Below are 12,532 nucleotides of genomic sequence, written 5' to 3'. Positions count from 1 at the left end.
GGCCGCACACGGGAAGTCGGCACCGCCGACTTCCCGTGCACCGCCCCGACGTGAAGGGTCTGTTCAGGCGGCCGGTTCGGACCTCTCGCGCTCGCGTGTGGTCCTGCCCGCAAGGCGCTGGTAGGCCGCCAGGAGATGTGTGCAGTACTTCTCCACGGTGAACCGGGCGGCGTCGGCCCGTGCTTGGCCGGTGACGCGACCGTTGTCGTCGAGAGCCGCGCGGAGGGCGTCGAGGAGTGCGTCCGGGTTGTCGGGCTGGAAGAGGTAGGCGTTGTGGCCGTGGGAGAGGACGCCGGTGATGCCTCCGCTGGAGGGGTTGACGACGGGGATTCCGGAGGCCATCGCCTCGACGACGGTGCACCCGAAGGTCTCGTAGGGGCTGGCCGTGCAGAACGCGTGGCAGGAGGCGTAGAGGGCGCTGCGGTCGGCGCCGCGGACGAAACCGAGGAGGTGGATCCGGGGCGAGGCCGCGGCCAGTCGTGTGATCCGGGCGGTGATGTCGCGCGGGCCGTCGCCGGCGATGAACAGCGAGAGGTCCTCGTTGCCGGGCACGGCGCTCAGCCCGAGGAAGGCTTCGATGATGAGGTCCAGGCGCTTCTCGCGGGCGAGTCGGCCCAGGTAGAGCACGCGTTTGCCGCGGCCGTCGTACCGCGGCGCCAGCCTGGAGAGGACGGCGGGGTCGGCACGGTCGGCGCCGAAGGATTCGACGTCGACGCTGTCGAAGGGAACCTGCTCGATCCGCACGTCGCTGAGGCCGCCCAGGGTGTCCGCGGCATGGGGGGTCGCACAGATGGCGGTGTCGAAGTGGCGGTACACGTACCGCATGACGGGCGGGAACAGCGCGGTCGCCAGGTGCCGCCAGACCGGGTAGCTGCGGGCGGAGTTGAAGTGGTCGCCCTGGTACTGGGCCACGTAGGGCACGCCGTGCCGGCGTGCGTACGCGTACCCCGGCATCCCCCACGAACCGAAGACGAAGGACCGTTCGGGGTCGATGACGACCACCAGGTCCGGTGCGATCCTCTCCAGCGCGGCGTCGATCTGCGCGAGTGCGGCTCGGCGCGGGACGCGCAGCATCGGATAGGGCAGCCACGGCTTGGCGGCGTAGGGGAACAGCTCCAGGCCGGGTGTGCCCGCCAGGGCGAGGGCGCCGCCGTCGGTGGGTCCGGGGACCAGCAGGCACAGACGTACGTCCTGCCGGGAGGCGAACCACTGGGCCCGCTCCACGTTTCCCAGCGCGATGCCGCTGACCTCGGGCGGGAAGCTCGCGGTGATCCAGGCTACGGTCATCGGGGCTGATTCGGCGCGCGGAAGCAACTGAACGACCTCTCCGTCAGGATTGGGGCTCTTCGGGTGCCATCGGTCTTGAAAAGGGCTGGCCGGATTTACCGGACGACAGTGCCAGCGGCCGGTGAAAACCCGGTGAAACCCGGCTACTTCCGCAACGGCCCCTAACCGCCGAACCGCACCGCCGTGGCGCGCGAGCGCGAGACCGTGTCGAGCCGGAGCACGGACGCCGCCTCGGGCACCGGATCGCCGTGGTCGAGCGCCGCCGACAGCCGGGCCAGCCCGACCCGGTGGCGGGCGAAGACCCGGGCGGCGGCGTGCCGGCCCCGGGCACGCTGGCCGTCGAGGGCCGCGGCGGCGCCGACGTCGAGCAGGACGACGTGCAACTCGCGCCCCCGGCGGCCGGCTTCGCGCGCGAGCCACCGCCGCATCCACGCGCGGCTGCCGCAGTCGTGCACGAGCAGCGGGCCGCCCCGCCGGACGGAACTCCGCAGGAGCAGCACGTGGCGCAACCGGGCCCACGGCCGGTAGGCGGCGTACGGCAGCCACGCGGGCATGACGGCTTCGCACGCCTCGTGGACGGCCCGCGGATCGACCACCGCGACGGCAGCCGCCGCCGACCAGCGCCGCAGCAGCGTGCTCTTGCCCGCGCCGGGCAGCCCCGAGACGACCACGACCGCGCCCGCCGGGTACCGCACCGTGAACCCCGGCCCGTCCGCGCCCCGCAGGTCGACCACCCCGAGCGGCGACACCCGCGTCCCGTCCGTCGTGCTGCCCATCCGGCCCCCGTTCGTACTCGACCGGGAACCATAACAGCCCCGCGCGCCACCACCGCGCCGCCTACCGACATGATGGTGCGTCAGTTCATCGACGGCCGGTCATCGACGGCTGGTCGTCGACGGCTGGTCGTCGACAACCAGGAAGGCCGAACGTGACCGCGACGTACACCGGGCTGGTGCTGGCGGGGCTGGCGCGCGATCCGGGGCGGGTGGCGATCCGCTGCGGGGAGCGCGCGCTGACCGGGCAGGAGTGCCTCGACGCCGTCCACCGCCTGGCGCGTGCGCTGGAGGGCGCCGGGCTGGGGCGCGGGGACGGGGTGACGGTGCTGGCCGGGAACCGGCCGGAGACGGTGCTGGTGCGGCTGGCCGCCAACGTGCTCGGCTGCCGGGTGGCCGCGCTGTACCTGGACCGGCCGGTGGCCGAGCAGGTCGCGACGGCCGCGTTCGCCGGCACCGACGCGCTGGTGTTCGACCCGGCGCGCTTCGGGACGGCCGCCGCGCACATCGCCCGGGCCCTCCCCGCCGCCGGCCTGTTCGCGCTCGGCCCGACGGACCTCGGGACGGACCTCCTGGAGCTCGCCGCGCCGCTGTCCCCCGCCGCGCTCGCGCCCCGGGGCCGGCCGGAGGACGTCATGGCGGTGCGGTTCACGAGCGGCACGACCGGACGGCCGAAGGGCGTGGTGCGCCGGTTCGCCCGCCCGCCGAGGCCCGAGCTGCCGGCCGCGTCGGTGTTCCTGCTGTGCACGCCGCTGGGCCACGGCGGCGGGACGTCGGCGGACCTCGCGCTCGCGGCGGGCGGTTCGGTGGTGCTCCAGGACGGCTTCTCGGCGGACGCGGTCCTGGCCGCCGTCGAGGAGCACGCCGTCTCCCGGGTCCACCTCCCGCCGCACCTGCTGTACCGGGTCCTGGACCACCCGATGCTGCCGCGGACGGACGTCGGCAGCCTGCGCCGCGTCACCTATACGGGCGGCCCGGCCGCCCCGCGGCGGCTCGCGGAGGCGACGCGCCGCCTGGGGCGGGTGCTGCACCAGACCTACAGCCTGACGGAGTGCGGCCCGGTGGCACGGCTGACGCCGGACGAGCACCTCGACCCGCGGCTCCTCGGCACGGCGGGCCGCCCGTACCCGGACACCGAGGTGCGCATCCTGGACGAGGACGGCACGCCGCTGCCGCCCGGCGGGACCGGAGAGATCCACGTCCGCACGCCGACGGTGATGGAGGGCTACTGGCGGGACCCGGAGCTCACCGCCGAGGTGCTGCGGGACGGCTGGCTGCGCACCGGGGACCTCGGCGGCCTGGACGCGTCCGGCTACCTGACGGTGGCCGGCCGGCGCGAGCCGATGGCGATCGTGGACGCGCACAACGTGTACCCGCGGGACGTCGAGGGGCCGCTGCTCACGCACCCGGAGGTCCGGGAGGCGGTGATGTTCGCGACGTCCGGGCCGGACCTGCTGGAGCGCGTGCACGCGGCGGTGACGACGGCGCCGGGCGCGCGGGTGACGAAGGAACAGCTGCACCGGTGGGTGCGGGAGCGGAGCGGTCCGCTCAGCGCGCCGACGTCGATCCTGGTCCTGCCGCAGATCCCGCTGACGGGGACGGGCAAGCCGGACCTGGCGGTGCTGCGGGCGCTGGTGGACGGCGCCCCGGGGTACGCGTCCGCCGCCCTGGGGGCGCGCGAAGGGGTGTGACGCGCCCCCTTGATGCTTCGAGCGCCCGCGCGGGCGACCTCTCGCGCGGTGCTCGGCGGGAACAACCGCAGGTGGACACTCGTCCGTGCGGACCGATGTGCCGATAAAGCTCCGGCGGCGTTCCCTCGCACCGTCCCCAGGAGGCACCTCCGTGACCTGGCTCCGCGTCCTGACCGCGCTCGGCATCCTCGCCGTGGCCGGCAGTGCCCTGCTCGTCTTCGCCCTCTGCACCGCGGCCGCCCGGGGCGAACGCGCCGGGGAGCCGCCCGACCTCCGCGAGGAGGCCGAGCGGAGCGGACTCTTCCAGCACATGGGCGGCGGCGAGACCTAGCTGTTCCGTCCCGCGAGGACTCAGTGCCCCGCGATGTCGTCCGGCCGGACCTCGATGTGGTCGGCCGCGAGGTCGACCGCCACCCGGTGCTCCATGCCCAGCGCCTCCAGGAACTTGACGGGCAGCTGGACCCGCCCGGTGCGGTCCAGCATCACGTACTCGCGCTCGTTGACCGACTCCTCGCCGTGCTCGTCCGTGACGGTGCGGCGCAGCACCTCGCTGCTGGTCCGGCCGTCGCGGATGGCGACGGTGCGGCGGACCTCGCCGGCCACCATCGGGTCGTGGGTGACGATCACGACGGTGGCGCCGAGTTCGCGGTTGACGGTGCGGAAGGCCTCGAAGATGACGGCGCCGGTCTCGGAGTCCAGCTCGCCGGTGGGCTCGTCGGCCAGCAGGACGGGCGGGTTGTTGGCCATCGCGACGGCGATGGCGACGCGCTGCTGCTGGCCGCCGGACAGCTCGTCGGGGCGGCGGTGGGCGAGGTCGCCGATCTCCAGCGCCTCCATCAACTCGGCCACCCGGGCGGCCTGTTGCCGGGAGTTCCGGCCCCCGCGACGGCCGCGCAGCTGCATCGGCAGGGCGATGTTCTCGGCGGCGGTGAGGAAGGGCAGCAGGTTGCGGGCGGTCTGCTGCCAGATGAAGCCGACCACCTCGCGCCGGTAGCGCAGGCGTTCGCGCGCGGACATCTCCAGCAGGTCGCACCCGGCGACGGTGGCCGTCCCGGCGGTCGGCACGTCGAGGCCGGCCAGGATGGTGAGCAGGGTGGACTTGCCGCTGCCGGAGGCGCCGACGAGGGCCACCAGATCGCCCTGGGCGATGGTGAGTTCGAGGCCCTGGAGGGCCTGGACCTCGATCCCCTCGGCGCTGAAGATGCGGACCAGCCGGTCGCACACGATGGCCGCGCCCGCGCCGTACGCCTTGGGCGAGGCCGCGGCGAGGGCCCGCTGCTGGAGCTCCTGGAGGGTGGGGACCGCGACGGCCGTCCGCTCTTGGGGGGTGCTCTTCACCGCTGGTCTCCTGTCGTCTTCGTCGTCTCGACGGTCACGTCACGCGCACGCCCGTTCAACGCTGGTCCCCCGCCCGCAGTTCGGCGGCGAGCTGGCGCCGCCCGGAGACGAAGGTCTCCGCCACCACGCCCGCGCAGACCACGAGCGTCAGCCCGGCCGTGGGCAGCAGCACGGGCAGCAGGGCGGGCGTCAGCTTCTCCCCGACGGGCGCGCCGACCAGGGCCGACAGGTCGAAGGCGGGCCCGAGCAGGCCGACCGCCGCCAGCGCGACGAGCGCGCCCCCGAGGGCCGCCACCAGGGTCTGGGGCAGGGCCTCGGCGAGGATCAGCGCGAGCCCCTGGCGCGGCCGCAGGCCCAGGGTGCGCAGCCGGGCGAGCATCGCGCCGCGCTCGGGGGCGGCCCGGAGGAGCGTGAGCAGGACGGCGAGCAGGGCGAAGCCGGCGGCCGCGGCGACGGCGGCCCAGAAGAGCCGCTGCGCCGAGCGCTGGAGCGGGTCGGCGGCCAGCCGGGCGGCCACCTCGGCGCTGGTGTGCACGGTGTAGCCCCCGGGCAGGGCGTGCGGGTCGCGTCCGGCGGCCTCGGCCGTGTCCCGGACCACCTTGACGAGGCCGGTGGCGGCGGTGATCCCCTTGTCGCGGACCAGCGCGGTGAACTGCCCGTCGTCGATGGCACCGACGCCGAACCAGGCGTTGACCCGGCCGAGTTCGGGCAGCCGGGCGGTGGCCGGGCCTACCGGCACGACGACGAAGGGCTTGAAGGCCCCCGGCAGGGCGGGGGTGGCGTCGACGCCGCCCGCGTCGGTCAGGAGCAGTTCGTTGCCGCTGGGCAGCCGCAGCCGGACGGGGCCGCCGCCGACCTTGGGCACGAGGGCGCTGCTGAACAGGGCGGGCACCGGGGTGTCCGGGCCGCCGGGGCCGGCTGCGAGCGCGGCCGGGTCGAAGGCGCCGGACCGGAGGGTGCGCGCGATCTCGGCGTACGCCGCGGGCTCGGCGACCACGAGGGTGACCTGGGCGGAGCCGTCCCTGGTGCCCATGAGGAAGGTCTCGGTGTCCGTCCAGACGCCGGTGCCGGCCCGGACGCCGGGCAGGGCCGCGGCCGCCCGGGTGAACTCCTCCGGCAGGGTGGGCCCGACCGGCAGGGTGAGCGAGGCGTCGCCGCCGACGGTGAGCCGGGCCGCGCGCAGCCGCACGCCGTCGACGTCGCCGAGGACGGTGGCGCCGAACCCGGCCGTGGTGACGGCGATCAGCAGGGCGAGCAGCGGCAGCACCGAGGGGCGGCGGCGCCCGGTGGTGTCGCGGGCGGCCCGGGCGAGGCCGAGGAAGCCGACCAGGCCTCGCCCTCGCCCGGCGGCTGCGGCCAGCCAGCCGACCACGACGGGCTGGACCCGGGCGAGCAGCACGCCGCCGGAGACCGCGAGCAGCAGCGGGGCCGCGATCAGCAGCGGGTCGACGCCGGTGCCGACGGGGGCGACGCCGCGCCGGCGGACCTCCGCGACGGCGGCGCCGGTCAGCACCAGGACGACGAGTTCGCCGATGACGCGGCGCCAGCCGCCGGGGGCCTTCGGTCTGGCCCACAGCAGCGCGGCCCGGGCCGGGAAGGCCAGCAGCGCGAGCAGCGTGGCCACGCCCGCGGCGAGGACGGACCCGCCCCAGCGCGGGGTGGGCAGCAGCACCAGCGCGAGCGTCGTGGCGAGCACGGCGGCGGGCAGGACGGTGACCGCGCCCTCGCCGAGCAGGCGCAGCAGCACGCCGCCGCGGGAGCCGCCGCGGGCCTGGAGCAGGCGCAGTTCGGCGGTGCGCCGTTCGGTGACGAGGGCGGCGGCCAGGCAGAGCACCACGGTGGCGACGCCCGCCACGCCGGCCGGGCCGATCGCGGCGATGGGCGCGGCGGCCTCGTACCGGGCGGTGGCGCGGTCGAGGACGTCGGGCAGGGAGGAGTTGACGCGCAGGTCCGGGCGGCCGGTCTCGGCGGCGAGGTCGGTGGCGCCGCGCCCGGTGATGTACCCGCTGACGGCGGTGCGCAGGTCGCCCAGCCGGTCGGCGCGCACGACCGCGGTGTCCAGGGGGAGCGACCAGAAGTTCCGGGCGTCCTTGAGGTTGCCGCCCCACGCGAGGAGGGCGTCGAGGGTGGAACCGTCGACGACGCCGCCGGTCGTCCAGGCGCCGCCGGGCGCGCAGGCCCGGGTCTGGCAGGCCAGGTCGTCCCAGTACGGGTCGTTCTCGTCGGCCCGGTAGAGGCCGACGACCTTGGTCCGGACCGGTCCGCCGAACTCCTCGCCGTTGTCGAGGACGTCGCCGAGCTTGATCCCGATGGTCTCGGCGCCCGCCCTGCTGATCGCGATCGGCAGCGGCTGGCCGGGGGTGGCTGGCCCGGGCCAGGCGCCGTCGGTGAGGGTCGCGTGGTCGGCGACGCCGTGGAGGTACATCAGGTCGAGCCCGGGGTTGGACTCCGTGAGGTGGACCAGGCCCGGGTTCCTCAGCTCGCGGCCGCGGACCGTGGTGCCGTAGACCGGCCCGGAGGGCGCCGGCGGCACGTCGCGGCCGATCCGCTCGGCCAGCTTTCGCGCCACGGGGTCGAGACGGGCCGCGGTCTCCTCCCGCGTCAGGCCGGAAGTGGCCTGCAACCTGGTGTTCGAGGTGCCGCGCTCGCGCAGGAACTCGCGCAGCGCGCCGTCCGCGCCGCGGTCGACGGCGCGGGGGAAGGCCGCCGCCAGCAGGACGGTGGCGAAGGCGAGCGCGGCCATGAGCAGCGCGGCCAGCGGCGCCGAGCGCAGCCGGGTCCGCACCCAGGGCGCGGGGCGCCGGCCGGCGCGGGGGCGGGGCACGGTGGTGCCGGCCTGGGTGGTCACATCTCCTCCACGTGGCGCAGCCGGGCGGCCACGTCTCGACGGCGGCGTCCGGTCAGGAAGGCCGACAGCAGGGGCACGAGGGCGATGGCGGCGGCGAGCAGGAGGGTCTGGCCGGCCGGCAGCTCGATCAGCGCCTCGGGCATCGGGCGGCGGGCGGCGGGGGTGAGCACCACGAGCGGCACGATCAGGTGGACGAGCAGGGTGCCGAGGCCGAGCCCGACGGCGGCGCCGAGGGCGACCAGGAGGGTCTGTTCGGCGGCCGCGGTGCGCGTCACGTGCTTGCGCGGGGTGCCGAGGGCGAGCAGCAGGGCGGAGTCGCGGGAGCGTTCGCGGGCGGCGGCGGCCACGGCGGCGCCGAAGCCGATCGCGGCGAGGATCGCGGTGGCGACGGCGATGGCCATGAGGGCGCTCTGCGGGGCGGCGCCGACCGGGTCGCCGAGCAGGGCGGCGGCGGTCTCGTCGGAGAGCTGGACGGTCTGGACGCCGGGGGCGGCGCGCAGCGCGGCGGCGGCCTCGGCGGGGGTGCGGTCGCCGGGGCCGGTGGCGGGCAGCCACCACTCGGCGCGGCCGGGCAGTTCGCGGCCCTGGGCGGCGAGCAGGCGGGAGGTGGTGGCGAGGTCGACGACGAGGGCGCTGTCGCCGACGACCGGCAGTGCGTCGACGGCTGCGGTGACCTTGACCTGGAGGACGGTCCCGGCGGTCTGGACCCGCAGGGTGTCGCCGACGGCGGCCCCGGCGGCGGTCAGGTAGCCGCGGGTGGCGACGCCGCTGAGCCCGGTGGGGGCGGTGGTCCCGGCCGGGGTGAGGACGGCGCGCAGGGTGTCGCCGCGGCCGTCGGCGAAGCGGTAGCGGAGGGTGAACAGCGCTGCGGGGTCGGCCGGTTGGGCGGCGAGCTCGGCGGCCGGGCCGGGCTTCTCCACCTCTTTGCCGACGTTCGGCGCGGTCGCGCTCCAGCCGAACCCGGCGGGGGCGGCGACGGGCGCGGCCGGGCCGCCGGCGGTGTCGGAGACGGCGATCCGGTGGACGGTCAGCTCGCCGTCGGCGCGGTCGCCGAAGGACACGATCGCGCCGACGAGCGTCAGCGGCGCGGCGGGTGAGCCGAGCGGGGCGTCCACGAGCGTGCTCAGGTCGGCCGTCGCGTGGACGTCGCCGCTGAACGGGAGCACGGAGAGCGCGGCCTTGTAGGTGATCCCGAAGCGGTCGCGCAGGAGCAGCCGGGCCTCGGGGCGGACCGGCTCGGCCCGCGGCCCGTCGGGGCGGCCGGCCACGTCCTGCTGCGTGACCGACACGTCGGCGTCGATCCGCAGCGGCTTGCCGGGCAACGGGATCCCGGCCTGCGCGCCGGTCGGCGCGGGCTGCCCGAGGGCACCGAACAGCTCCTGGCGGGAGTGCCCGGCGAGCAGGTCGGCACGGACGGGGACGCGCTCGGCGAGGGCGGCGCCGTCCACCGCGACGACCTGGCCGGTGCCCTGCGGCAGCGGCTGCTCGGAGCGGAGCACCGGGACGAGCCGGTCGCCGCCGGGCAGGGCGCCGTAGCGGCCGGCCTGGCCCATCGGGGAGTTCTGCGAGTCGGCGATGCGCAGGCCGCCGGCCGTGCCGAAGGCGGCCCGGTCGCGCTGGGAGGCGGACCAGGTGGCGTGCTGGCCGAGCGCCAGGACACCGGTGGACACCGCCATCACGAGCAGCAGGACCGGCCCGGTGGCCCGGCCGGGCCGGCGGGCGAGCTGCCAGCCGACCAGGGCCGGGCCGAGGCCCCGGCCGCGCGCGGCGATCCGGGCGCCGAGGCGCGCGACGAGCGGCAGCAGGCGCAGCACCACGAGGGTGCCCGCGCACAGCGCCAGGGTCGGGGTGGCGACGAGCAGCAGGTCGACGCCGAGGCGGCCGCTGGAGTCGGTGGACAACCCGCCGCCGTACTGGGCGAGTTGCTGGTAGGCGAGGGCGGCCAGGGCCAGTACGGCGAGGTCGCTGCCGTTGCGGGCGACGCCGGCGACGAGCGCCTGGCGGCGGCCGGTGCGGGCGCGCAGGGCGGCGCCGGCACCGCGCAGCAGGCCGGGCACGGCGGCGAGCAGGACGCAGGCGAGCGCGCAGGCGGCGGCGATCGGCCACAGCGCCCGGCTGATCCCGGTGTCGAGGGTCACCCGGCCGGCGAGGGCGCGGACGAGGAACGGGGTGAGCAGCGGCGCGAGCGCGGCGGCGGGCAGGGCGAGCAGCAGCGATTCCACGGCGGTGAAGGCGCCGATCCGGCCGCCGGACGCACCGCGGGCGGCGAGCAGTTCGTTCTCGCGTTCCTGGCGGGAGGCGATCAGGTGGACGACGAGCAGCAGGGCCGCGGCGGCGAGGACGCTCAGTTGGAGGGCGCCGATCAGCAGGGTGGACCGGGCGACCAGCAGGCCGGAGGCCAATTCGTGCATCACGTCGGGGAGTTCGGTGGTCGCCTGGAGTCCGGCGCGGTCCCGCAGGCGGTCCGCGAGGCCCTGGGCGCGGTCGCCGACGGCCTTCGCGCCGGCCTCGTCGGCGCCCGCGAAGTCGGCGTCGAGCAGCCAGCCGCGGCCGTCCTGCGGGAGTCCGCCCGTGGTGAAGGCGCTGTGGTCGACGAGCATCGGTCCGTAGGTGGTGAAGCCGCCGGCGGCGACCTCCCGGCCGCCGAGCGGGTCGAGGCGCCAGTACGGGTCGGTCCGGTCGAGGGCGCGGTAGACGCCGGTGATGCGGACGGTGAGCGGGGCGCCCGAGGAGCGGTCGTCCAGCCTGACGTCGGCGGGCAGGGCTTCGGGGGCGAGGCCGAGGCGGGTCAGCGTGGTCTGCGGGACGGCCGCCTGCGGGACCGGCCCGGTGGCGGCGCCCGGCCAGGCCCCGGCGAGCAGGCGCACCCGGCCGCGGTCGAGGTCGGCGAGGACGGTGAGGTCGGCCTTGGCCGTGCCGCCGGATTCGCCGGTTCCCGGCAGGCCGTAGGAGCGGCTGCGGAGCACGCCCTGGGTCTGAACGGGCAGGGAGCCGAAGAGCGCGGAGCGGTAGGCGTCGAGCGCGGGGTCGTCCTTCGCCTGCCGGTCGAGGCCGTGTTCGACCGTCACCAGGACGGTGGTCCGGGCGTGCCCGGGGCCCTGGAGCGTCCGGCGCAGTCCGGCATCGCCGACGCTCCGGTTGAACGCGACCAGCGCCGTCAGCACGGCCGTCGTGATCAGCACGGTGAGCAGGACGGCGGCGGCCAGCGGCAGCCGTCCGCGCAGCCGGCGCACGACGAAGCCGAGCATCGAGTTCCTCCCCCGTACGTCCACGGCGCATGATCGCCGGATAGCGGACGATGCTGTCAGATTCGTTCAACGAACGGAAGGGACTTGCGCGAATCAGGTGAGTAGTGAGCAAATTCCTTGCACCACGACTCCACACATCGTCAGTACGCCATGCACAGTTCAGGAATTCGGTCCGCGCGGGGACCTCAACGCACAAACCGCGACCGCGGGTTCGACAATCGGATAACGAAGGGAGACGTCACATGACGCAGCAACCGGACGTCACCGCCACCGCACCGATGGTGGCCGTGACCGACCTCCGGCGGAGCTTCGGCAGCGGCGAGCGGACGGTCCACGCGCTGCGCGGCGTCTCGTTCGAGATCCGCCGGGGCGAACTCACCGCCCTCAAGGGCCGCTCGGGCTCGGGCAAGACCACCCTGCTCAACCTCGTCGGCGGCCTGGACGCGCCGACCGGCGGCACCATCGCCCTCGACGGCACCGACCTCGGCGGCCTAGACGAGGACGGCCGGCTGGCACTGCGCCGGGAGCGGATCGGCTTCGTCTTCCAGTCCTTCGGCCTGATCCCCATGCTCACCGCCGCCGAGAACGTCGGCGTGCCGATGCGGCTGCGCAAGACGGCCCCCGCCGAGCGCGAGGAGCGCGCCCGCGCCCTGCTCGCCCTCGTCGGCCTCGCCGAGCACGCCAACCAGCGGCCCGGCGAGCTCTCCGGCGGACAGCAGCAGCGCGTCGCGATCGCCCGGGCCCTCGCCAACGAACCCGGCCTGATCATCGCCGACGAGCCCACCGGCCAGCTCGACTCGGAGACCGGCCGCGCGATCATGCAGCTGCTGCGCGCCGTGGTCCACAGCGAGGGCGTCACGGTCCTGGTCGCGACCCACGACCAGACGCTGATGGAGCTCGCCGACCGGGTGATCGAGCTGAGCGACGGCCGGATCCTCGACTAACCCGCCTGGAGCGCCGCCTCGCACTCGCGGCACCGCCGGGTCCGCTGGGACGGCGGATACCACGGCTCGCCGGGCCCGGACGGCCGGTAGGGCTCGCGCTCCAGGCCTGCCGTGTCGAGCCCGCAGAAGGTGACGGGACCCGGGTCCTCCGGCACGTCCGGGTCGGCCGCCGCCGCGTGCACGAACCGCACCCGGGCACTCAGGTCGACCTCGCCCGCGTCCAGGACCTCCGTGGACGGTTCGAGTTCCAGCATCACCACAACACCAGTCATACGTCGACCCTGCGCCAGACCTCCGCCGCCCGCACCCCCAGTGGCCCGACCGTCACCCCCGCGCACGAAAGCCGACTGCGCGCGCCGGAATAATCCCCCGAATTCATTCCCCCCACGAATCGACCGGCATC

General features: G+C 75.9%; 9 protein-coding genes. 3 read left to right on the top strand and 6 right to left on the bottom strand.

What is annotated here, in order from left to right:
• Positions 1 to 63: 63 nt before the first annotated feature.
• Both ACFXDE_RS08690 and ACFXDE_RS08685 read right to left on the bottom strand, forming a co-directional pair.
• The gene (locus ACFXDE_RS08690) at positions 64 to 1,287 is read right to left on the bottom strand and encodes a glycosyltransferase (protein WP_380492202.1); all 1,224 of its coding nucleotides are present in this window, start codon (positions 1,285 to 1,287) and stop codon (positions 64 to 66) included.
• A 161-nt stretch (positions 1,288 to 1,448) separates the two neighbouring features.
• Complete coding sequence (locus tag ACFXDE_RS08685) at positions 1,449 to 2,063, bottom strand: AAA family ATPase (RefSeq protein WP_380492200.1); 615 nt, start codon at positions 2,061 to 2,063, stop codon at positions 1,449 to 1,451.
• A gap of 152 nt (positions 2,064 to 2,215) precedes the next feature.
• On the opposite strand from ACFXDE_RS08685, the gene ACFXDE_RS08680 reads away from it, so the two are divergent.
• Positions 2,216 to 3,751 (top strand): AMP-binding protein, encoded by a 1,536-nt coding sequence (locus tag ACFXDE_RS08680; protein WP_380492198.1) that lies wholly within the window; start codon positions 2,216 to 2,218, stop codon positions 3,749 to 3,751.
• 151 nt (positions 3,752 to 3,902) lie between these two features.
• On the top strand, positions 3,903 to 4,082 hold the full coding sequence (locus tag ACFXDE_RS08675; RefSeq protein WP_380447904.1) for a hypothetical protein: 180 nt from the start codon (positions 3,903 to 3,905) through the stop codon (positions 4,080 to 4,082).
• Between the two features lie 20 nt (positions 4,083 to 4,102).
• Here ACFXDE_RS08675 and ACFXDE_RS08670 read toward each other — a convergent pair whose 3' ends face one another.
• Genes ACFXDE_RS08670 through ACFXDE_RS08660 form a run of 3 tightly spaced genes read right to left on the bottom strand, consistent with a single transcriptional unit; the run spans position 4,103 to position 11,185 of the window.
• The gene (locus ACFXDE_RS08670) at positions 4,103 to 5,089 is read right to left on the bottom strand and encodes an ABC transporter ATP-binding protein (RefSeq protein ID WP_380492195.1); all 987 of its coding nucleotides are present in this window, start codon (positions 5,087 to 5,089) and stop codon (positions 4,103 to 4,105) included.
• Between the two features lie 55 nt (positions 5,090 to 5,144).
• The gene (locus ACFXDE_RS08665) at positions 5,145 to 7,937 is read right to left on the bottom strand and encodes a hypothetical protein (protein ID WP_380492193.1); all 2,793 of its coding nucleotides are present in this window, start codon (positions 7,935 to 7,937) and stop codon (positions 5,145 to 5,147) included.
• Complete coding sequence (locus ACFXDE_RS08660) at positions 7,934 to 11,185, bottom strand: FtsX-like permease family protein (RefSeq protein ID WP_380492191.1); 3,252 nt, start codon at positions 11,183 to 11,185, stop codon at positions 7,934 to 7,936. The genes ACFXDE_RS08665 and ACFXDE_RS08660 overlap by 4 nt, the downstream gene beginning before the upstream one ends.
• Positions 11,186 to 11,427: 242 nt before the next feature.
• Between ACFXDE_RS08660 and ACFXDE_RS08655 the strand changes: the two genes are divergently transcribed.
• Positions 11,428 to 12,129: an ABC transporter ATP-binding protein gene (locus ACFXDE_RS08655; protein WP_380492189.1), complete on the top strand. Its 702-nt coding sequence runs from the start codon at positions 11,428 to 11,430 to the stop codon at positions 12,127 to 12,129.
• Here the strand turns inward: ACFXDE_RS08655 and ACFXDE_RS08650 are convergent.
• A complete protein-coding gene (locus tag ACFXDE_RS08650) occupies positions 12,126 to 12,401 on the bottom strand; it encodes a hypothetical protein (RefSeq protein ID WP_380447912.1) in 276 nt (91 codons plus the stop codon). The two genes, ACFXDE_RS08655 and ACFXDE_RS08650, sit on opposite strands and share 4 nt — an antisense overlap.
• Positions 12,402 to 12,532: the final 131 nt, after the last annotated feature.

It is taken from the genome of Kitasatospora sp. NPDC059408 (genome assembly GCF_042751525.1).
Classification (GTDB): Bacteria; Actinomycetota; Actinomycetes; order Streptomycetales; family Streptomycetaceae; genus Kitasatospora.
This window is presented reverse-complemented; position numbering and strand designations above follow the sequence as displayed.